General features: G+C 34.6%; 18 protein-coding genes. 2 read left to right on the top strand and 16 right to left on the bottom strand.

What is annotated here, in order from left to right:
- Position 1 precedes the first annotated feature (1 nt).
- The 14 genes from LOK78_RS13470 to LOK78_RS13405 all read right to left on the bottom strand — a co-directional run bounded on the left by LOK78_RS13470 (position 2) and on the right by LOK78_RS13405 (position 18,558).
- Entirely contained in the window at positions 2-1,582 is a 1,581-nt protein-coding gene (locus LOK78_RS13470) for a sensor histidine kinase (RefSeq protein ID WP_053971902.1), read from the bottom strand.
- Between the two features lie 77 nt (positions 1,583-1,659).
- Entirely contained in the window at positions 1,660-2,247 is a 588-nt protein-coding gene (coaE, locus tag LOK78_RS13465) for a dephospho-CoA kinase (RefSeq protein ID WP_232635249.1), read from the bottom strand.
- Positions 2,244-3,146 carry a CdaR family protein gene (locus LOK78_RS13460; RefSeq protein WP_232635248.1) on the bottom strand — a complete coding sequence of 301 codons (903 nt, stop codon included), beginning with the start codon at positions 3,144-3,146 and terminating at the stop codon, positions 2,244-2,246. Before LOK78_RS13460 ends, coaE begins: the two co-directional genes overlap by 4 nt.
- Before the next feature lie 65 nt (positions 3,147-3,211).
- Positions 3,212-4,216: a glycosyltransferase family 2 protein gene (locus tag LOK78_RS13455; protein ID WP_232635247.1), complete on the bottom strand. Its 1,005-nt coding sequence runs from the start codon at positions 4,214-4,216 to the stop codon at positions 3,212-3,214.
- A 642-nt stretch (positions 4,217-4,858) separates the two neighbouring features.
- A complete protein-coding gene (locus tag LOK78_RS13450) occupies positions 4,859-7,990 on the bottom strand; it encodes a T9SS type A sorting domain-containing protein (RefSeq protein WP_232635246.1) in 3,132 nt (1,043 codons plus the stop codon).
- A 418-nt stretch (positions 7,991-8,408) separates the two neighbouring features.
- Positions 8,409-11,063, bottom strand: coding sequence for a T9SS type A sorting domain-containing protein (locus tag LOK78_RS13445; RefSeq protein ID WP_232635245.1), 2,655 nt, complete (start codon positions 11,061-11,063; stop codon positions 8,409-8,411).
- Positions 11,064-11,237: 174 nt separating this feature from the next.
- Positions 11,238-12,056 carry an enoyl-ACP reductase FabI gene (locus LOK78_RS13440; RefSeq protein ID WP_232395485.1) on the bottom strand — a complete coding sequence of 273 codons (819 nt, stop codon included), beginning with the start codon at positions 12,054-12,056 and terminating at the stop codon, positions 11,238-11,240.
- A gap of 40 nt (positions 12,057-12,096) precedes the next feature.
- The gene (gene recN / locus LOK78_RS13435) at positions 12,097-13,749 is read right to left on the bottom strand and encodes a DNA repair protein RecN (protein WP_232635244.1); all 1,653 of its coding nucleotides are present in this window, start codon (positions 13,747-13,749) and stop codon (positions 12,097-12,099) included.
- Positions 13,750-13,790: 41 nt separating this feature from the next.
- A complete protein-coding gene (porD, locus tag LOK78_RS13430; RefSeq protein ID WP_232635243.1) occupies positions 13,791-14,678 on the bottom strand; it encodes a type IX secretion system protein PorD in 888 nt (295 codons plus the stop codon).
- Positions 14,671-15,882, bottom strand: coding sequence for a bifunctional phosphopantothenoylcysteine decarboxylase/phosphopantothenate--cysteine ligase CoaBC (gene coaBC, locus LOK78_RS13425; RefSeq protein ID WP_232635242.1), 1,212 nt, complete (start codon positions 15,880-15,882; stop codon positions 14,671-14,673). The genes porD and coaBC overlap by 8 nt, the downstream gene beginning before the upstream one ends.
- Before the next feature lie 8 nt (positions 15,883-15,890).
- The gene (locus LOK78_RS13420) at positions 15,891-16,220 is read right to left on the bottom strand and encodes a DNA-directed RNA polymerase subunit omega (RefSeq protein ID WP_053971894.1); all 330 of its coding nucleotides are present in this window, start codon (positions 16,218-16,220) and stop codon (positions 15,891-15,893) included.
- Between the two features lie 10 nt (positions 16,221-16,230).
- The gene (locus tag LOK78_RS13415) at positions 16,231-17,043 is read right to left on the bottom strand and encodes an outer membrane protein assembly factor BamD (RefSeq protein ID WP_053971893.1); all 813 of its coding nucleotides are present in this window, start codon (positions 17,041-17,043) and stop codon (positions 16,231-16,233) included.
- 116 nt (positions 17,044-17,159) lie between these two features.
- On the bottom strand, positions 17,160-18,038 hold the full coding sequence (dapA, locus tag LOK78_RS13410; RefSeq protein ID WP_232635241.1) for a 4-hydroxy-tetrahydrodipicolinate synthase: 879 nt from the start codon (positions 18,036-18,038) through the stop codon (positions 17,160-17,162).
- Entirely contained in the window at positions 18,031-18,558 is a 528-nt protein-coding gene (locus tag LOK78_RS13405; RefSeq protein ID WP_232395480.1) for a DUF6913 domain-containing protein, read from the bottom strand. Before LOK78_RS13405 ends, dapA begins: the two co-directional genes overlap by 8 nt.
- Positions 18,559-18,632: 74 nt before the next feature.
- Here LOK78_RS13405 and LOK78_RS13400 point away from each other — a divergent pair, with 74 nt between their 5' ends.
- Both LOK78_RS13400 and LOK78_RS13395 read left to right on the top strand, forming a co-directional pair.
- Positions 18,633-19,394 carry a 5'-nucleotidase C-terminal domain-containing protein gene (locus LOK78_RS13400; RefSeq protein ID WP_232635240.1) on the top strand — a complete coding sequence of 254 codons (762 nt, stop codon included), beginning with the start codon at positions 18,633-18,635 and terminating at the stop codon, positions 19,392-19,394.
- Positions 19,395-19,403: 9 nt separating this feature from the next.
- Positions 19,404-20,318, top strand: coding sequence for a bifunctional metallophosphatase/5'-nucleotidase (locus LOK78_RS13395; RefSeq protein WP_232635239.1), 915 nt, complete (start codon positions 19,404-19,406; stop codon positions 20,316-20,318).
- Here LOK78_RS13395 and LOK78_RS13390 read toward each other — a convergent pair.
- Both LOK78_RS13390 and LOK78_RS13385 read right to left on the bottom strand, forming a co-directional pair.
- Positions 20,304-21,089 carry a hypothetical protein gene (locus LOK78_RS13390; RefSeq protein WP_232635238.1) on the bottom strand — a complete coding sequence of 262 codons (786 nt, stop codon included), beginning with the start codon at positions 21,087-21,089 and terminating at the stop codon, positions 20,304-20,306. The genes LOK78_RS13395 and LOK78_RS13390 overlap by 15 nt on opposite strands.
- 158 nt (positions 21,090-21,247) lie before the next feature.
- The gene (locus LOK78_RS13385) at positions 21,248-21,991 is read right to left on the bottom strand and encodes a hypothetical protein (protein ID WP_232635237.1); all 744 of its coding nucleotides are present in this window, start codon (positions 21,989-21,991) and stop codon (positions 21,248-21,250) included.
- Between the last annotated feature and the right edge of the window lie 61 nt (positions 21,992-22,052).

The raw sequence follows: 22,052 nt of genomic DNA, 5'->3' as shown, positions 1-22,052 counted from the left end.
TTTATGATATTAATGGAAGCCTAATAATGAAGGTACTTCCTTTGTCTTTTTCACTTTCTACAGAAATATGACCTTGATGGTCATCTACGATTCTTTTTACATAGGCCAAACCTAAACCATGACCTTTCACGTCATGCCTATCACCAGTATGTTCCCTATAAAACTTTTCAAACACTCTTTTTTGAGCTGCTTTACTCATACCACTTCCTTGATCTTTAATTCTCAATAAAATATTTGTTCCAACATTCTCTGTCGAAACATCAATTTTAGGAGGTTGACCCTCTGGTGTATATTTTACGGCATTATCCAAAATATTTACAATTACATTGGTAAAATGGCTTTCATTAGCTAAAACTGAATTTTGTTCAGCATCTAAATGTAATTGGATAAAACCCTGCCTATCTTCAACAAGTAGTTCTACATGTGTAATGGCATCTTCAATTAGCTCATGTAAATCAACCCTTTCCTTACTTATATTAAGTTCATTACGCTCTAACCTTGAAATCCTCAACACGTTTTCAACCTGGGCATGCATGCGTTTATTTTCATCTTTAATCATATTTAAATAACGCATCACCTTATCTGTATCTTCAATTACCTTTGGATTTCTTATCGCATCCAAAGCCAAGTTAATAGTAGCGATAGGTGTTTTGAATTCATGCGTCATATTATTGATGAAATCTGTTTTGATTTCAGAAATTTTACGCTGCTTGAATAATTGCATTAAGGCACTCGTATAGGCAATAATGATAATCGAAGTAAAGATGATGGATAACAATGTCATTTTTATAATTGACGATTGTAAAAACAAATTCCTACTAGGAAAATTCACCAACAATTTATAATGATTAAAATCATTTTCGTTTTCAAAAATGGTCACCCCAAAGGTTGTGGCCTTATCCAACTCAAAATTGTCACTTTGAACCTTTGTTGCTAAATCATTACTATAAATAGCAAACTGAAATCCTAAATTGATGTTATCTTCTTTCAGTTTTTTGGTTAAAAGATTTTCTATTTCTTCTTCAGATACTCTTTTGTAGATAGGTGTCCTAAAAGCTAAATCTCTATATGATTCATCATAAAAGACTTCTTTAGCCCTAGTTAACTCACCTGCCCTAAGCAAACTTCCCCTAAAACTTCCATCGGTTCGAGGTTCTAACAAACTGGATTGAACCACTTTGTTGGTACTTCTATTACTTAAAACCCGTTTTATGGTAATACTGTCTAAACCTATGTCAAAGATCGATGAAGATAACTTGTAGTTCTCTTCTAAAATACTATTTCTATAAATGATGGGCTCACTATTATTATCGCCTTCCAATTTCAAAAATAATTCCTGATATCCAGTAGTATCAACCACAAATCCTTCCGATTCCAGTTGTTGAAGCTTGTTAATATGCTCCTTATACTCCCTGTTTTCAATGGCCCTCGAAGTATAACTTAAAGCTTTTTTTACATTAAAAGTAAACTGCTTTTCCTCGTTGACTATGGAATTATTAATGTAATAGGCCTGCACAAAGATAATTCCCACAAGGGATAAGCTCATTAGCAGGATTAGTACGATGAATATCTTCTTGCTCATCGTTCAAATTTAACATTTTAACATTTAGGCAACTGTCCCTTTAACCTTACATTAACAAAAATGTTAAAATGCAAGGTTCATCCTACTTTTTGAAGAATTTTCAGATGAATTTCGCGAACTTGTTTTTGGGTTTCTTCCAGATTTAAATTGTGGATTACGAAATTCGATTTCGCTATTTTTTCTTTTTCTCCAAGTTGATTGGCCATAATAGACTCAACCTTCTCTTTTGAGGAGTCATCTCGCTCTAGCACTCTTTCAATTCTAATTTCTTTTGGTGCTGTCACGGTAACTATTAAATCACATTGATCAGCTCCACCACTTTCAAATAAAATAGCTGATTCCTTCAAAACATAAGGAGTGTTTTGCTTTTTTACCCAACGATCAAAATGTTGACCAACACGCGGATGAACGATGGCATTCATTTGTTTCAACTTTTCCTTATCATTAAAAATAGCATGGGAAATCAAAGGTTTATTTAACTGACCCTGAACATACACCTTATCTCCAAATAAGGCTATCAACTTCCTCTTTATAAATTTGGATGTCACCATTAGTTTTTTAGCCTCATCATCGGCTATATAAACGGGTATATCAAACTCCTGAAACATCTTAGCAACGGTAGTTTTCCCAGATCCAATACCACCTGTCAATCCTACAATCATCATTTTAAAATAATAAATTCAATAGGTTGTTTCGACATTTTCACATGTCTTGCATGGTCTGACTTTTGCACAATTTCTGGAACCAAGTAATTGGTACCTTCCACTACCTTGTCAAAATCACAAACAACCTTAAAATCTCCAGCCTTAATGGAATTAAAGTTAGACAAACTAGAGGAATATGTAACTGATATTTTTCTAGGGAAATATTTCAAATTAATATCCTGTGGCACATTAATGACATTTACAGGCAATTTTATTTGTCCTTCTGTAAATTTCTCCACACGTCCCTCTATTAAAACTTTGCTATGAGAAAAAACCAAATTTTCCTCTTTATTGTCAGGTAATTTTAATGTCACCTCTTGATGAATATCAGCTTGAATATTGTTGATCACTAAAGAATCTGTTTTAATGGATTTAATTTTTGAAACCAACATTTCGGGGCCGATTATTTTGATACTATCGGGCTCAATACTGATATCTTTCAACAAATCGTAACCAGGTTGAAAATTTAAATGAACTTCTGATTGTATTGGCACTTTCTTTACAGCATTAACATCAAATCGAAACTTTAAAGTATCTGGCGTCATGCTAATAATCTCTACATCCTTAGCAAATTGATCATTAATAGCTGAAAAACCTTTACTCTGAATCCAATAATAAGTACTGTCTTTAATAAATAGATTGCGTTTAAAGTCGATGTCAATTTGCGGGTTCTTGTAATAGTACTTCAACAAGTTAAATCCGCTAGTTCTTACTGATAAATTTAATACTTGATTATTATTGTTTAATATGACATGGTTCTCAGGAACATTTAAACGGTTTACTTGAAATCTAATGGTTTTGGTATAAACGCTAGAGAGTTTCAGAAACACCAAAACAATAAATGAAAAAAGTAAAAACAATAAAAACACATTTATTTTTTTACTCTTAAAAGATGATAATATTTTAGATTTTAAGTAGGCAACCATTAATGTTTAAAAAATAATTTAGGGAAACTTTTCTCCGGATTTCTTTTCAAGAAACCAATTTTAATTGTGGATTCCAAAAAACCGAAACCATATCCCACAAACTGAACAAGAATTGCGGGGACACTCAATATGGCTACAGTAAAGCTTTTGTTATTCCACAAACTTATCGCAAAACCTATTCCAAGATAAGCCATATAACAAAAGAACAGCCAATAGATTTTAAAAATCACTAAAATTAATGAGACCATAAAACCCAAAACAAAAAGACTAGGAAACCAATAGGTGATTTTTTTGGAAGTGGGGTGCCAATGGTTCAAAATGGGCCGCACCAAACCAAATTTTCTCACTTGTTGGTAGAATTTTTTCCATGAGATTCGTCTTTTGTGATACACAAATGCTGAAGGTATTAATCTTGTTTCATAACCTAAATTCCATAGTCTGAGCGTTAAATCAGGATCTTCACCTGGATGAATGGTTCCAAAGCCACCACAGGCTTGAAAAGCCTCTTTAGATAATCCCATGTTAAAACTTCTGGGTTGAAACTTATCAACCGATTCATTTCCACCTCTAATGCCCCCCGTAGTCAAAAAAGACGTCATGGAAAAATTAATTGCCTTTTGCAAATTGGAAAAAGTATCATGAGCTGCATCAGGCCCTCCAAAACAATGAACAAAACTATCGGCCAAACTTCTCTCTACTTCAACCAAGTAATGTTTGGGTATGATACAATCTGAATCAAGAATGAGAAAATAATTCCCCTTGGCACGTTTCATTCCATAATTTCTTGAATCGCCGGGGCCTGTATTCTCTTTATAATAGTAAGAAATATTTAGCTTTTCAGCGTATTCATTCACAACCTCTTTAGAGGAAATTGTTGACCCATCCTCTACTACTACGACCTCAAAGGGAGCATTTGCATGCAGTTGACAGAGGCTCATTAACAACTCTTCAAGTTCTTGGGGCCGGTTATAAATGGGTATTATAAATGAAAATCGCAATTCCATAAAACAAATGTAGTTAAAGCACATAAAAAAAGCCACCCAAAATTAGGGTGGCTTTTGCATAGTTGGTTAGTTAAGTAGACGCATCTATTCTTAAATGAATCTAATCGTTTTAGTGGAACCAATTATAAAAATTAAAAGAGAGAAATAAAGCAACTCTCTCTATTCTATTTATTCTCATTCCTTATTCCTTCAATGGTTTGAAGAAATCCAGAGTTCCATTTTATAAGTTGATTGTAGCTTTAAGCGCAAGCTCTCTTACTTTTCATTTCCTCTTCCCCTGCTCGATTAATGCAAAATTTGAATGCCCAATTGGGCATTCAAATTGGCAACAAATGAAAAAATCAATGCTTAATTGATAATCTCATCAAGTTATTAATCAATAGTATTTATGCGAAAAAATACTTTCAAATCAACAAAATTTAACTGAATTAACCAAATAAATTACAGAATGCAATCAAAAGGAATTTAAAATTGACAAATAAAACAGGTATTAAACTAGGTGTATTATAAATATAAAACACTGCAAACAAATCTCTTATAACTGGCTTCTAGCAAATTATAAGGTTTTATACTTTTTATAAAAAAAAGCCACCTTTTTGAAGGTGGCTTTAATTATAATCTTAAATTTTTAAACTAAATCATCTACTTTTTAACAATTCTAATAGTTTCTGTCAAACCGTTGATGGATACTTTAACAAAATAGGTTCCTGATTTTAATTGATTCATATCTAAAACCGGATTGGTATTGTTAGGCAAATTAGTTATTACTATTTGACCCAAAGTATTATATACCTCAACCTTTTCAACAACTTGTTTTGCTTTAATATTTAAAGTTTCAGAAACCGGATTAGGGTAAAATTCAAATAAATTGTCCATGGTCACATCTTGCACTGAAAGCGATTCTGTTTCAATACTCAAATCATAAGTGGTGCTCTGAGGAGATGCCCAGGTAGAAACAATAATATAATACGTTGAACCTGCAAACAACTCAACCTCTACAATTCTATCATCACTATTTGAGCTTCCTTCGAATCCTATACAAGTAGGATCAGTATTTGGACACCCGTCTAAAACATGAAGTCCAGACCATGTTGATCCTAAATTGCTTAAAGTAATGGTGTAAACATCATCTGTATCTGGCGTGAAGGAATACACTACATCATCTCCACTCATGTAATAAGAACTACAGCTACTTGAACCATTTTCATAATCATCAAAGTAATTTGCAGTATCATCGCTGGTTAAATATGGTAATTCACCTATTTCTATAGCTGTTTCACAAATTTGACCTGGTATTGGACAGGAATAAGCAATCGTTCCAACCTCAAAATCACAGCTAGAATCTTCATGAACCCCAGATACAGTAACTTCTGAACCATTAACATATGGTCCAAAGGTATATGTGCCAGCAGCTGTAACATCCAAAGTAGTAGTACCGTCATTTAATTGAATCATATCACCTACTTCTGACACTTCTACATCTATATAAAATTGATCGTTATCACAATCTGAATCTACTGTAGCTTCAGCCACACCTTGCACACAATTGTACTCAATAATACTGAAACCATACTCAGTACTTTGAGGAGAAGCCCAAGTAGAAATCACAAAATAATAACTAGTTCCAGCAGTAACCTCCATCTCAAAAGAAAGGTCACCAGTACCCCAACCATTAGAAACCGAAGCAATACAGTTCGTTCCTATATCTTCACAAGAAGTATAAACAAATAACCCTGCATAATTGTCGGATAAATCATAGAGACTAATCAACAAGTTACTATCTGCAACAGCATCATACTGATAAAACACATCATCCCCATTTAAATAGCTACTGCTATTACAATTTCCTGGAGATCCAGAATAGTCATCAAAATAATTAGCTGTATCATCATTTGTATCATATGGCAACGCAGTAATAGGGATTGCTGTTTCACAAATTGCACCACAAGTATTTGTAAATGTCCCTACTTCAAAGTCACAAACGTCATCTGAATGTACTGCAGAAATGGTTGCTTCGGAAGCATCATCATATGGTCCAAAGCTAAACACACCTGTCTCAGTTACTGATAAGGTAGTTGTTCCATCTGTTAATTCAATTATATCCCCAACTTCTGTTACCTCTACATCAACAAAAAACTGACTGTTATCACAATCTTCTATTAAAGATCCTTCAGCAACTCCTGGTGTACAGGTAGATTCCATTATATTGATATCAACATCAACAGAATGCCCATAAGAACCACTATAACAAGGTCCTTCAGTTTGGTTACCATTCCAATCCATAATAATTCGCATTCTATGCTCTCCCAAAACAGCGTCTGCAGGAATAGTAAATGACAAATCTAAAAAGCTGTTTGACATAGGTGTATCATCTGGAGTAAATACCAATTCACCATCATCATCAAAATCTGAATCATCATTGTAATCGATCCAAACAAATGCACCGTAACTATAAGTACCTGTGCTGATTGTTAACTCTAAAACGGTATTGACACTTGTATAAACATCAACTGGGGCACCAGTTAAATCTTCATAAAATGCACCGTCTGCTTCATAGGTGATAGGAAAATCTGTGTCTCCCAATAAAACGTTGGTAATTCCCTGTCCGTCTACACTGGTTGGAACAGAAGTACAATAACATAAATTTTCGGAAGTCGTATAAGTTTCCTCGGCACAATCAACAGCTGCACCTGCTGTATTATAAGGTAATATGGTCCAATAATATGTTATTCCTGCATCTTGAAAATCACCAGGAACTGAATACATCGTTACATCACCTAAATCTTCATTATCATAGATATCAGTTCCTCCGGGCGTTGTTCCAAGGGTTAAATAATATCCATCTGCTATATCCAAGGCATCCCAAGTCAATGAGGTAGAACCAATGTTTCCACACTCTGGATCTGGTGTAGCAACTAAATTAGCAGTACAGGTAGGCATAGCTACCGTTGTAAATGAATATTCAGAACACTCAGTTGCATCACCATTGTCATTATATGGAACAATAGAGACATAATACATCGTTGCAGGATCTAAGGTTCCCAAAGAATAACTAGTCACATTGCCAACATCTCCAGAAAATACTTCTGAGCCACTTGAGGTTGTACCTACAGTCAAACTGTAACCAAGCGGTGCACCAGTAGCTACATCCCAGGAAATATCTCCTGTAGTTGGAGCATTGACTGCTCCATCAGCTGGAAAAGCAAGACCTGCATCACAATTAGGAGGCAATACAATTTCCTGACTGGCAAAAAAGTTATCCACATAAAAATAATAATCACCTGTTGCCCAGACATTATATATTCTCAGTTTAACATCTGATCCTTCTGGTAAAGAGGCCGCCGGAATAACACCACCCATATTGGCACATTCATTACTTACAATGTGATTATCATCATTAATGGTAAATACTGTTGTCCAATTGGCACCATCATCCAAAGAATACTGAAATTCAGCTGTTCCCCAACCAGCAGAGGTAGCTACTGTTTGATCTGAATAATTTACAATTTTGTAATCAAAGGAAAAGCCTAAATCTGTCTCATTGGAAGCCCCGAAATAATTAGGGCTCGTTAAATCTGCAGTAGTTGACCAAGAATAAAGATTTCTCCTTTGAGAATTTCCGGAACATGCTTGTGTAGAAGTATTGGTGTAAGAGGTTGACCAACCCGAAGGTGTACCAGAATCGAAATTCTCGTTTACAAAAACCTGAGCATTCATCTGCCAAGTCATTGTACAAAAAATAAAAGCAAAAAGCCAAAATGTAATTTTTTTCATACGCTTATTAATTAAAGTTTTATAGGAGTAATTAGAAACGAAAAGTAATACATTAAAACAATTAACAAAAATTTAATTATAATTTAATATTTCAATTTCAGTTTTAAATTATTAATAATTTATCCTAATGATTACATTGATTAGTAGGAAATGCATAAAATTGTGAATTTATCGGATAAATTTAACCTGATTGAACATTTGCTGTAATTTGAGGACGAGAATATATGTTATCAGATAGGGTCAAAAATAGAAATGCTTCTATTTTATTATAGCGCATAATGTAAGAATAAATCTTAATTTTTAACGTTAAATTTTAAAATTTTTAATTCAATAACTTAGAATAATAATAAAACCCAAAAAAGGTTGCCCATGGGCAACCTTTTTATATATTGATTAAACTCTATTAAAATCAGAGTTTTTACTTCTTCACTATTCTAATTGTTTCAGAACTATTTCCAATAGTTACCTTCACAAAATATGATCCAGCTGCAAGGGCACTCATATCAATGGTACCTTCCAAGTTATTTGGTGTTTCATTGGCAACCATTTGCCCTAACATGTTGTACACCTCAACCAATTCAATGGATTGTTGTGCCTTAATGGTTAAACTATTTTCAACCGGGTTAGGGAAATAAGAAAACAATTCTTGGGTATCAAAATCTTGAGTTGATAGGGTTTCATTATATGCAGAAATTGAAAAAGGTTCTGTTTCATTTCCTCCATACTCCCAAACTCTTACGTAAATCGTTTCACCAGGTGTCAGGTCATTCAATTCAAGAAGCGAATAGTTTCCAGTAGCGGCACCGTCATCATCACAATCAATCGATGTCAGTGAACCACAAGACCCAGAAAATGCTTCAATTACAGAATCAAATCCGGTCGTTCCATTTGAATCTGTAGCTGTTTCAATATTGACACTTCCATTCGCTGGTACAACAACTGCGTACCATACACCAGGACCATTCAACCCACAATCATTTGGCTCTGCATCTTCAGTTGCTCCAAGAACTGTCCCATCCACTGGATAGGCTTCAACTGAAGGTCCTACCGTAAGCATTTCTGCCCCTTCACAATCATCATTTGCAGGAGGGCAATAAAATTCCCAAGTACCTACTTCAAAATCACAGGCAGCATCTGAGTGTTCTGCGGTAATAGTCACTTCTGTACCATTAGGGTAAGGACCAAAAATATATAATTGCTGTGAGGTACTGACTGTTTCAGATTGACCTGCACCATCAGTAAGGGTTACTAAGTCACCAAAATCATCAACCGTTGCAATTCCAATTTCTACAAAAAATTCATCTGAATCACAGTTAGGAACCACCCCTGCTATGACATCTGCAGGGACACAAGACACACAAGATATATCATACGCCCAAGATGTTTCCGTGCCTTCACCACATGATCCTGTACCATCAGATTCAAATTCCATATAAATACTTCCTGAATTAGCCTGGAAACTTAGTCCCGTCAAATCATCACCATCTATATCACTATTAAATAAAACAATCCCCGAATTATCAGAACCATCATAAATTACCAAATCATCGAAAGTATCTCCCCACCAAGAATCATATTCTAATGTCCCTTGGGAAAATTCAATTAACAAAGGACTAACACCATCACTTGAAGTGTAACTAAAAACCACACTTTCATTATTTTCATAGCAATAAGTTTCACTTAAGGTAGTTCCACAGATAATTTCCTCTGGGCATTGAAAATAAAACTCATCCACCTCAAAATCGCAATAATCATCTGTATGAAGCGCTTCGATGTTTACGGTAGTGCCACTAGCATAAGGTCCGAAAGTATAAGTTCCTTCACCAGTTACTTCAATTGTAGTGGTTCCATCGGTTAAATCAGTAATATCCTCTTGATTCGTCACTTCAACATCAATAGAGAATTGTGTGTTATCGCAATCAGATACAATTGTTCCAGTGGCCTCACCTTCCAAACAAGGCAATGTTCCAACACATATATCAAAAACAGAAGTCTGGCCTCCAGTCGCTGTCCAAGTAAAAACTTGAACGTAATAGGTATTTCCAGGGGTAAGTCCATCCAATTCAGAAGAATCACCATCATTGCATTCCAAAGGTTCCCCTAAAGAACCACAACCAGAAGAACCGTCATAAATAGCATGGTACATATCAACTGTTGATCCCGAAATATTAATTAAAGATACCATATGAACTTCATCAGTCGCCACAAAGCTATACCAAACATCATCGTCTGGTGTGCCACCACAATTATCAACTCCAGAATCTGTTGCTCCTAATATTGTCCCGTTAGTAACAACTGCACAATCATAGTCGGGATTGACTGTTAAAGAAACAGCATCAGAACATTCATCATTTGCTGGTGGCGTTGGAAGTGTCGTAAACGAATATGGGCCTACCCAATCACTAGTTCCGTTACCCTCACAATCGGCTTGCACATAGTACTCATATTCCGTATATACACTTAAACCTGTTTTGGTAAACCCGATAGCCACACCGGAATCGGTTGGGTTTTCTGTTGGAGTTACTCCAGCTTCTACCACTTCTACATTGTAAATTGAAGCAGTTCCTTCCTCAGTCCAAGATAATATTGCTGATGAAGTGGTTATTTCTGAAGCTGTTAAACCAGAAGGCATCAAACAACTTGGTGCTTCTGGTACAATAATTTGAAATGAAGCTTCCAATTCTTCTGGTGTTCCCTCACAACTAGTTGATGAATCTGTATCCTCACCATCATCTGGAGATTCCCCTCCATTATTTCCTATAACATCACCATAAGCGGTAACGGTGATAAGAGTTCCATCCCAGCCATCATCATACTGATCATAGCAATTAACAAAATAGGTTCCTGGATCGATCTCAATATCAACATTAATTAGGCCAGCTCCATCACATTGAGTACCATTTCCTTGACCCCAAATTTGAGTACCACCTCCATTTATTTCAGTGGTTATACTTACCCACTTTTCACCCGTCCAGCTCCCACCAGATGTTGTAATATTAATGGTGCTTTGGGCGTGTATTGACCCCATAAAGGCCAATAAAACAATAAAACATAAAAACGTAATTTTTCGCATAATAAGTTTTTAATAGATTAATAAATAGTTAAGCTTTCAAATTAAGCATAACACTTTGAACAATAGTGAACAATCCTATCAAATCGATAAAACCCATAATTTAAACGACGAATTACCCTACAAAAAAAGGCGCCCATTGGACACCTTTAATTTATTGAAACTAAATATTTTACTTTATTCTTCTGGAGCAAAAGCCTCCATAACTTCCTGGCTCACTCCCATGTTACTAAAGCCTCCATCATGGAATAAGTTTTGTAAAGTCACCATCTTAGTTAAATCACTAAATAAAGAAACCGTATAATTAGCACAATCCAATGCACTTGCGTTTCCTAAAGGCGACATCTTATCAGCATAATTGATAAACCCATCAAAGCCCTTGACACCTTGTCCGGCTGTGGTTGGTGTAGGTGATTGTGAAATGGTATTGACTCTTACTTTTTTCTCTTTACCAAAGAAATACCCAAAACTTCTAGCGATACTTTCTAAATACGCCTTGTTATCTGCCATGTCATTATAATCTGGAAACACTCTCTGTGCCGCCATATAGGTGAGGGCTACAATACTTCCCCACTCATTCATGGCATCAGCCTTGTATAAAGATTGCATGACTTTGTGAAAGGACATCGCAGAAACGTCTGTTCCTTTTTGAGTCCATTCATAATTTTGATCTGTATAGTGTCTCCCCTTTCTCACGTTAATGGACATCCCAATTGAATGAAGTACAAAGTCTATTTTTCCGCCTAAAATTTCCATGGATTTTTCAACCAAATTGTCAAGGTCTTCCACAGATGTGGCATCGGCTGGAATAATTTCAGAGCCTGTTTTTTCTGCCAAGTCTTTTATTTGCCCCATTCTCATGGCAATTGGCGCATTGGTAAGCACGAAAGTCCCTCCTTCTTCATGAACTCTTTCTGCCGTTTTCCATGCAATAGAGTTTTCATCTAAAGCTCCAAAAATGATTCCTTTTTTACCTTTTAATAAATTGTACGACATATTCTTATTATTACGATGGTTTTAAAATTCAAAGATAGTATTAATTCAATAATTGTTTGGCATGAGCAATGGCTGAATTTGAAATTTCAACCCCTCCCAGCATTTGGGCAATCTCAATAATTCGTTCGTCATGGTTTAATTTAACCAGGTTGGTTTCTGTAACATCCTCCTTATCTTCCTTGTACACTTTAAAATGACTATGCCCTTTTGCTGCGATTTGAGGTAAGTGGGTAATTGCAAAAACCTGCATGTTTTTACTCATATCCAACATAATTTGTCCCATTTTATGCGAAATCTCGCCTGATACACCCGTATCTATCTCATCAAACATGATGGTAGGTAATTGAACGTAATTAGATAAAATGGCCTTCACAGCCAACATAATTCGTGATAACTCTCCTCCTGACGCCGCTTTTTTAAGCTCATTAAAGTTCCCTCCTTTGTTAGCCACAAACAAAAAGGCTATTTGGTCTTTTCCGTTTTGGAGAAATTGGTTGACAAGCTGTAATTCTATTTTAAATTGCGCATTGGGCATTCCCAACTGAGACAAAATATCTTTCAATTGCTGTATCAAGGAAGGTATTACTTTTTGTCTGTTTTCATGAATTTCTTTAGCTGCTTGATTAAGAGCCTTTTCTTTGAGAAGGATCTTGTTTTCCAATTCAGAAATTTCTTCGTCTAAATTTTCGGTCTTAGAAACCTTCTCTCCCAACTCTTGTTTGATTGTAAGCAGTTCTGGTATCGAATCTACTAGGTGTTTTGTAAACAAATTATTAATGACCTGTAGCCTGCCATTGACAAATTCTAATCTGTTAGGATCTGTTTCCACCCCATCCTTCAAATTTTCTACTTCCGAGAAAACGTCATCCAATTCAATTAATGCGCTATTGATACGTCCGTACAAGTCTTGGTATTTAGAACCAAATCCTGACAAACCTTGAAATTGGTTTTTAAGTTCGGTTAAAGATTTTAAAACCCCGATTTCTTCTTCACTCAATAAGCTTACCGAATGCGCTAGTTTTTCCTGAATTTCCTCAACATTGTTCAGCATTTCATATTCTTCCTCCAAAGCTTCCAAATCTTCACTGTCTAGTTTGGCTTCCTCCAACTCATTCAATAAAAAAGCATGGTAATCATACTCTTTTATAGCCTCTGCTTTTTGCTTAAGCAACCTGTCTAAATTACTTTGAAGCGATCGAAACTCTCTAAGCAAGTCTTTATAAGTACTTACTCTAGATCCATTAGCTGCTAAAGCATCAATAATCTGAAATTGAAAATCATCCTCGGTTATTTGAACCGTTTCATGTTGCGAATGAATATCAATTAATCGTTTGCTTAACGCCTGTAAACTGGATAAATTTACAGGTGAGTCGTTGACAAATGCTCTAGATTTACCAGAAGGCAAAATTTCCCTTCTGATAATAGTTTGAGGCTCATAGTCTAGGTCTTCTTCCTTGAATAAATCTGCCAAATCATAATGTTTCACATCAAAAACAGCCTCAATAATGCATTTCTTTTCAGAATCCTTAAGTGAAGATAAATCTGCACGCTTTCCTAAAATAAGGGACAAACCTCCTAATAGGATGGATTTACCGGCTCCGGTTTCACCGGTTATGATGGTAAGTCCTTGATTGAATTGAACCTGTAAGTGGTCAATTAACGCATAATTTTTTATGGCTAGGGATGTTAGCATATTCTCGAAATATAGAGAAGTTAGGAAATTCTAAATTACGACTAAAATTTAATAGAACGCCATTTACCGGCATGGATAGGCGCAATTTTGTTAAGCACACTAGTTAACTTAGTGATTTCAACGCTGGGTCCATCAGAAAAAACCTGTTCTATCTCATCGGCTTTAGCATCAAAAAAGGTTCGCATTAAGTAAGAATTAGGTCTTCTATTATTCATAGGCTCTAATTCTATAATGGCATCTGCCACATTTTTCTTGGCAGCTTTTACATCTTCATACATCTGGTCCATGCCCTCACGATGATAATCATATAATACTTGGCGATACTCTTTATAAGTTTGGGATTGAATGGTCTCGATTAAAGCAAATCGTGTTTGCAACCCATCTTCCAATTTCCATCCAGAAAACCCTTCTTGCTGTGAGTAATTCACAATGGTTCTAGCTTGTTGAAAATAAGCCTCGCCGCCTTGTAAGACAAATGTATCGGCATCTACACCTAAAATCATATAAACATGAAATGCTATAACAGATATCAAATTGGACTGAAATTGATTGGGGTTAAACACCATGTTTTGGAATTCCTGATATCTAAACGAAAAGTTCTTATCATTAACGTTATAAACAGGTGTGCTGTAAGTAGAACCAAAAACTGGTCTTGTAGATTGAACCTGAATACTACCATTGTACAAGTCGCCACTTTTATTGGTAATGGTGATAACCATACTACAATTGATGCGCTCTTGTGGTTTAAACACCTTGTTAGTCCAAGTGGTATTATTCACAAATTCCGTTAGTTGCTTTTCAAGCGTCGTAAAAACTTGGAAATTTTCATTTCCAGTTTGTTGCGCATTAATAACTAAATTACAGTTCAATTCTTGGGAAAACGACTGAATTCCAACAAACAATAAAAAATATAAAAGAATTTTATTCATTTAAATGCATCACAATTTCATTAAAAATATCATTTGCTACCTCAGCTTTAGACTTCAATTCAAAAGCCTTAAAGTTTTCCTGAGCGTCAATTAAGGTGATTTTATTAGTTGGTGTTTTAAATCCTGCACCTTGATCGTTTAACGAATTTAAGACAATTAAATTTAAATTTTTTCTTTTCAGTTTCTCCTTTGCATTTTCTATTTCATTATTGGTCTCTAATGCAAATCCAACTAAGAATTGTTGTTTCTTTATTTTCCCTAAAGAAGCCAAGATATCCTTGTTCTTCACCAACTCTATATGTAACGTTTCTTGCTCCTTTTTTATTTTTTTATCTGCCACCACTTTTGGTCGGTAGTCTGAAACAGCAGCAGAACAAATAGCAATATCACATGTTTCATAAAATTCATGCACCTTGTGATACATCTCCTCCGCACTTACTATCCGATGTACAGCAATCCTATTATTATTGGTAGAAAGATAAGTGGGACCCGTAACCAGAATAACTTCTGCTCCCAGAGAAGCAGCGCATTCAGCCAATTCAAATCCCATTTTTCCACTGGAGTGGTTCCCTATGAATCTTACTGGATCTATAGCCTCATAGGTAGGTCCTGCTGTTATAAGAACCTTTTTATTTTTTAGAGGTAGTTTACTTATTATATCTTGTTCAATGAACGAAATAATGTCCTCCGGATCCGCCATTCTTCCTTCTCCTACCAAGCCACTTGCCAGCTCTCCAGTATCTGCAGGAATCATAATATTCCCAAAAGCTTTTAACGTTCTAAAGGATTTGTCTGTAGAGGGATGTTTGTACATATCCAAATCCATTGCAGGAGCGAAATATACGGGGCACTTTGCAGAAAGATATACAGCCAATAACAAATTGTCGCAAACCCCATTAGCCATTTTTGATAAGGTATTGGCGGTGGCAGGAGCGACAACCATAAAATCGGCCCAAAGACCATAATCAACATGGTTGTTCCAAATCGCATTTTCATCTTCCTCATTATAGAAAGAAGAATGAACTGGATTTTTAGATAAAGTTGAAAGTGTTAAAGGGGTAACAAAATCTTTGGCATTGGGTGTAATAATCACTTTTACCTCGGCTCCTACCTTGATAAAAAGCCTTACCAAAGACGCAGTTTTATAAGCGGCAATACCGGCACTTACGCCAAGAAGTATTTTTTTGCCGCTTAATACTGACATAGGTAATATTATACTTTAGAGTCGTCCTCTGTGTTTCTAAAATAGATCTTATCATCTAACCATTCTTGAATGGCTAATGCATAAGGTTTAGGCAATTTCTCATAGAACTTTGATACTTCAATTTGCTCTTTGTTTTCGAAGATTTCTTCTAAACTGTCATTGTAAGTAGCAAATTCTTCCAGCTTTTCTATCAATTCCTTTTTAATTTCAGAATTAATCTGCTCTGCTCTTCTTGAAATAATAGAAATCGATTCATAGATGTTATCTGTTTGTTCATCTATTTGATTTCTATCATAAGTTACCGTAGAAACTGGCGCTTTGATTTTCTTTAAATCCATCTTCATTAATTTAACTTTTTGTAGTATACTTTTGTAGCTCGGTTTGTAATTCCTCTTTCATTTGGTCTGCAGATTCCAAAAGCTCAGATTCGCCATATGACTTTTTAAAAGAGTTGTAAAAATTAATCGCTTCCTCGATACGCTCTTGCTTTTTATACTCAATACTATTGATTGCTAAATGATAAGCAGAATCAAATCTGTAGTACAAAGCTTCTTCTCTAAAGCTTGATCCAGGGAAATCTAAAATAAAATTTTCAAATGCCTTAATAGGAGCATCATAATCTCTTGTATATCCAGCTATTTGATTGTATTGCTTTGCTATTTCAAAGGCTTTTTTCTCTAATTTATAATCCAACTCCTGCACCAATTTGTTGGCTTCTGGCAAATATTCAGAATCAGGATGGGTATTGATAAATAATTGCAGCTTGTCTAAGGCTTCTTTAGTTTCAGTTTGATCTTTAGAATAAACTGGAGAAAGCATGTACAAACTTTTAGCACTTAGAAATTGAACTTCTTCCGTTTTCTCACTTCTAGGATAAGACGAAGAAAACCTATCTAAATGATAACTAGCCAAGTAATAATCCTCCATATTGTAATAAGCCATGGAGTTTAAGTAAGTTAGCTTTTCTGCTTGAGGCTTACCACGGTAACTTGGCACGATTTGTTCAAATAATTTATTGGCCTTAGAATACTTACCACGATTATACAATTCTTCACCCAACTGATATTTGAATGCAACATCTTCTGATTTTAGAGCTTTTTGGTATGGGCTACAAGAGCTTAGAATTGTGAACGTTATAAGTATGTAAAAAAGTTTCTTCATCATTTTAAAACAGGAGGCAAAATTAGGTTTTTAATATGGATTTAAAAAATATTTTTCCAAGGCTAAAATAACCGATGATTACCTCCCCTCTTAAGGTTTAAGTATATTTTAACTTTTTAGAAGTTTTTGATGTATTCGTTAATTTTTGATTTAAGACTATCAGTAGCTTCCACCAATGGCAATCTAACAGTTGGCAAACACAAACCTAAACCAGACAAAACGGCCTTGATTCCAGCAGGGTTATTTTCAGAAAAAATATAACCTGTAACATCCATTAATTTAAAATGAATTTGGTAAGCGTCTTTGGCAGCTCCTTCCAAACCTAAACGAATCATTTTTGAAAACTCCTTTGGAAATGCTTGTCCAATTACCGAAATAACTCCAGATCCTCCAGCCAATACTACTCCTAGAGCCAAATCATCATCTCCAGATATGATCATAAAATCCTCTGGTTTGTTTTTAATTAATTGAAGATATTGTCCAACATTATTCCCAGCCTCTTTAACGGCCACAATGTTTTTAAAATCTTTTGCCAACCTTAAGGTTGTTTCAGGAAGCATGTTTGAAGCTGTTCTTCCCGGTACATTATACAAAATAATATCTATTGGACAAGCTTCAGATATGGCTTTGAAGTGTTGGTAAATTCCTTCTTGAGTTGGTTTACTATAATAAGGTGAAACAGATAAAATAGCATCAATTCCAGATAAATCTGTTTGCTTTATTTCTTCAATCACCTTTAATGTGTTGTTCCCTCCTATACCTAATACAAGAGGTACTCTACCTTCATTTACTTTTACTATGGTTCCAATTATTTTTTCCTTTTCATCAGATGTAATAGTCACACTCTCACCAGTGGTTCCGCTAATTACCAAATAATCTGTACCGTTCTCTATATTATAGTCAACTATTTTTTCTAGCGCCGTATAATCTACAGTTAGGTCTTCGTTGAAAGGCGTTACTAATGCAACTCCAGTTCCTTCAAATTTATTATTCATTACTTAATTTATTTAAAACCTTTAGGTATTTATATAATTCACTTTTAAATATTTCCACATCCTTAGTGTTAGTTTTGATGATCAAATCATTGAGTCTAGGGTCAGACTCAAAAACTCCCACTTTTAATTTGGCTTTGGAAAAAGCCGTCATATACTTTAATTCTAAAACATCTTGTGTATAATAGCTTATCAAAAGGTCAAATTCCTTTTTGAGAAACAGATCCATTTCTGGATTGACAATCTGCCCTTTCCAATCAAAATCCTTGGGGTTGAAACAATCATTCCAAGAAAATGTCTTTTCACTTGATTCTTGGGTAAAAGCTACCACCTTTATATTGTTTGGCCTAACATTAATGGTTTCACCAATAGATTTCAACAATTCAAACCCTATCGTTTCATCAGCATTGAGAATGATTCCTAAGCTTTCCACCTTCTTATTATCAAACCCGTCTCGGGGCTGATTTAAAAAAGTATTTAACTGTTTTTTAATAGATTTTTCTTTAAATCCCTTTAAAATCATTCTAACTTTACGATTTTTGCTGCAAAGGTAATAAAAGTCCTTTCAATTGATTATTAAATTATACAAGTTTAGTTATGAAACTAAAGCTTTTCTCTCTCCTTTTGGCTATCACCGTTTTAGCTTCTTGCAAACAGGAAAAACAACAATTGGTCAAAATTGAAGGTGTATTAATTCCCATTTCAGATTCCCTTGAAGCTAATCCTGAAATTGAAGATTATATCAAACCTTACAGGGAACATTTAAATAAGGAATTGGATAGTGTTCTAAGTTACTCTAAGGAAACCTACACTAAAAAAGATGGTGATTTAAATACAGCCATAGGCAATCTATTTGCCGATGCCATATTAGAACAAACAAACCCCATCTTTAATAAAAGAACTGGAAAAAATATTGATTTGGTCATGTTCAATCATGGGGGGATAAGGTCCCATATTTCCAAGGGAAATATTACTACAAGAACCGCATACGAAATCATGCCTTTTGAAAACAAGGTTGTAGTCATATCCCTTAAGGGAAGTCAGGTGAACAAACTGGTTGAGTACTTGGTCTCGAGACATCGAGCGCATCCTATTTCTGGGCTAAAATTGGTATTAGACAAAGAAGGTGGTTTAAAGAAGGCATCCATTCATGGGGAGCCTATTGAAGATGCCAAAACCTATTATGTGGCAACAAATGACTACCTCTACAATGGAGGTGATGGCATGGATTTCTTTAAGCCAAATGATACGGTATATTCTATGGACTATAAAATAAGAAATGTTTTACTAGATTATTTCATTAAAACGGACACCATTGCTCCAGTTGTTGATGATCGATTTATTCAATTGGAAAAATAAGGATAGGATATGAAAAGAAGAGATTTTTTAAATAGAGCTACGGCTGCAACAGCTTTTATTTCCCTTGGAAGTTTGGGTTTACAATCTTTTAGTCTAGGTCAAAAAACGACTAAAATCACCATATTACACACCAATGATGTTCATAGCCATATTGATCCCTTTGGGCCAGAAGACGGACAAAATCCTAATAAAGGAGGCGTAGCCCGAAGAGCCAGTCTGATAGATACCATTAGAAAGGAAAATCCCAATACTTTACTTCTGGATGCCGGTGATATCTTTCAGGGAACTCCCTATTTTAACTATTATGGTGGCGAATTGGAATTTAAGCTTATGAGCAAAATGAAATATGATGCAGCCACTATAGGGAATCATGATTTTGACAACGGTATTGATGGACTATATGCTCAACTCCCTCATGCGAGCTTTCAATTCTTATCTGCCAATTACAATTTCAAAAACACGATTATGGATACCCATGTCAAACCTTATCAAGTTTTTGTAAAAGAAGGTATTAAAATAGGTGTCTTTGGGTTAGGAATCAAGCTGGAAGGATTGGTAGACAAGGCCATGTACAAAGAAACCGAATATTTAGACCCTATAGAAACTGCTCAAGAAATGAGCCGTGTTTTAAAGGAAAATGAAAAATGCGACCTTGTTATTTGCTTATCTCACTTAGGATATCATTACAACCATGATTTCATTCCTAGTGATCTTACGGTTGCCAAAAAAACCAAAAATATAGATTTAATTATTGGCGGACACACTCATACCTTCCTGCCTAAACCAACGGTTGTTAAAAACATAGAAGACCAAAACATGTTGGTAAACCAAGTGGGTTGTTACGGTATTAATTTGGGTAAAATAGATTTCTATTTTGATTCAGACAAAAATAAAATTGCCGAAGGTAAATCAATAGTGGTCTAAATAGGACTTTTCCAGAAAAGGGTCTCGGGTTTGTGATGATGTAGTTTGCAACCTAGCCTCCACAATATCTTTCTTCAATTTCCGATTGAAACCAATCATATAGTTAAACAGAAAGAACAGGCCAAATACATGTAAAACCCTATCAAGCATAACAAAACTCCAACTATATATATAATAGTTACTCACATAATACAATATATCTGCAAATCCAAAGCAAATGGCCGCCATTAAAAATATGATGGATGGTTTTGAATCTGAGTTCAAGTAAACCACGAAAGAGGTAAATGCCAACAATAAAAGAGCTAAACTTTTAGCCACAAAAAAACCAAGTTCTACTTGATCTGGAATTTGAATCCTTAAAATTCCAAATAGCTCATAGAGAAAATAGCTGTTGATTGAAACCACTAATACAAAATAAAGACCTATCACTTTGTCTATGGTTATTTTTTTAATCTTAGTTGAGATTAAGATTAACAAACTCAGATAACTAATGAAGTAAAATAAGTTAGATAATTTATGAAGGTTCCCATCGGAAATAAAAATGGATGAAAAGTCTCCTAAAAAAGAGGTAAGTAAAAATGCGACAAAGGCAGTACCTATATGTTTGTTCTTGATAAGATAATACATCAAAAACACCGGAACAAATAAGGGTTTAGTAATTTTTAAAAGAATTTCATTTTCGCTTATTGTAGCTACAACATTCGCAACGATAAGCACAAATAGAACACATACAAAGATTCTATTATAACTAATCTTTAGCCATTCATTCATAGTAGGTTAGTATAAGTGGGCGCTACAAATATATGTTATTTCATCCTATTAAAAATACACTTTACCGAATAAAATGTTAATTTTTTAATTATAAAGTAAGAAAAAGACTATTTACTTGATTTAATAGCAATAAAAAGAACGTTTATTGCTGTCTTTAATTAAGATTTGACTGCAAAAATACTTCGATCCTCATCAGGAGTTAAGGAATATTTGTAGTAAAAAAGAAATGCCATAGTGAACAAAATAGTCGAAGCAATATTTAATACATTTTTTTCAGAAATGTAATAATATGCGATTATAATTACCTCAGAGAATACAATGGATAGGGAACCAAAAAATAACAAAAGTGCCTTTTTGTTATCCTTGTATAAATAGCCAATTAGTGAAAATGTCAGTAGTAATAATACCACTAAATTGAGGCCGAACTCCAATACCAATTTATACAAATTAGATTTTGGAGCATCAACTAAACTGCTCATAGGGAAAGCAATATTTATAAGTGTATAAATAATATAGACGTTTAAAAGAGATAAAACTATAAGATGAGCCTTGTAGGTTCGAAAGACTTCTTTAAGGTTAATACCTCTATAAATATCATACAATAGCAAACTATAAGCGGCAAAATATAGAAGATTCCCAACATAATAATACACATCATAAATCACATCAGAAGCTATCAAAAACTCAAAGGCCCCTGTCAATTCTGAAATAGTGTAAAGGACTAAAAACCTGGTGAAATATTTCGATTTTTTTACTGGGTGAGATAAATAAGCAAAAGTTATAACAGGTACTATAAAAGACTTAATAGAAAGCGCCCAAAACTCCTGCTGATTTATTTCTAAAAAAATAAATAGCAGTAACAAAATGAATATCAAACCTCCTAAAATATTTGATCTGTTCATAAAGCTCTTTGGTTAGCAAAAACAAATATATACAAAAAATGTAATTAATCGATAAAAAAAG

Source organism: Mangrovimonas futianensis (assembly GCF_021245805.1).
Lineage (GTDB): Bacteria > Bacteroidota > Bacteroidia > Flavobacteriales > Flavobacteriaceae > Mangrovimonas > Mangrovimonas futianensis.
The sequence above is the reverse complement of the archived record's forward strand: the minus strand, read 5'-3'. Positions and strand labels throughout refer to the sequence as shown.

Coding starts and splice junctions, on each gene's coding strand:
- LOK78_RS13440 (WP_232395485.1), bottom strand. CDS start 12,056: ATGTCGTACAATTTATTAAAAGGTAAAAAAGGAATCATTTTTGGAGCT.
- porD (WP_232635243.1), bottom strand. CDS start 14,678: ATGAATAAAATTCTTTTATATTTTTTATTGTTTGTTGGAATTCAGTCG.
- coaE (WP_232635249.1), bottom strand. CDS start 2,247: ATGATGATTGTAGGATTGACAGGTGGTATTGGATCTGGGAAAACTACC.
- coaBC (WP_232635242.1), bottom strand. CDS start 15,882: ATGTCAGTATTAAGCGGCAAAAAAATACTTCTTGGCGTAAGTGCCGGT.
- LOK78_RS13470 (WP_053971902.1), bottom strand. CDS start 1,582: ATGAGCAAGAAGATATTCATCGTACTAATCCTGCTAATGAGCTTATCC.
- LOK78_RS13420 (WP_053971894.1), bottom strand. CDS start 16,220: ATGGATTTAAAGAAAATCAAAGCGCCAGTTTCTACGGTAACTTATGAT.
- LOK78_RS13390 (WP_232635238.1), bottom strand. CDS start 21,089: ATGAATGAATGGCTAAAGATTAGTTATAATAGAATCTTTGTATGTGTT.
- LOK78_RS13400 (WP_232635240.1), top strand. CDS start 18,633: ATGAAACTAAAGCTTTTCTCTCTCCTTTTGGCTATCACCGTTTTAGCT.
- LOK78_RS13385 (WP_232635237.1), bottom strand. CDS start 21,991: ATGAACAGATCAAATATTTTAGGAGGTTTGATATTCATTTTGTTACTG.
- LOK78_RS13415 (WP_053971893.1), bottom strand. CDS start 17,043: ATGAAGAAACTTTTTTACATACTTATAACGTTCACAATTCTAAGCTCT.
- dapA (WP_232635241.1), bottom strand. CDS start 18,038: ATGAATAATAAATTTGAAGGAACTGGAGTTGCATTAGTAACGCCTTTC.
- recN (WP_232635244.1), bottom strand. CDS start 13,749: ATGCTAACATCCCTAGCCATAAAAAATTATGCGTTAATTGACCACTTA.
- LOK78_RS13405 (WP_232395480.1), bottom strand. CDS start 18,558: ATGATTTTAAAGGGATTTAAAGAAAAATCTATTAAAAAACAGTTAAAT.
- LOK78_RS13445 (WP_232635245.1), bottom strand. CDS start 11,063: ATGCGAAAAATTACGTTTTTATGTTTTATTGTTTTATTGGCCTTTATG.
- LOK78_RS13455 (WP_232635247.1), bottom strand. CDS start 4,216: ATGGAATTGCGATTTTCATTTATAATACCCATTTATAACCGGCCCCAA.
- LOK78_RS13450 (WP_232635246.1), bottom strand. CDS start 7,990: ATGAAAAAAATTACATTTTGGCTTTTTGCTTTTATTTTTTGTACAATG.
- LOK78_RS13395 (WP_232635239.1), top strand. CDS start 19,404: ATGAAAAGAAGAGATTTTTTAAATAGAGCTACGGCTGCAACAGCTTTT.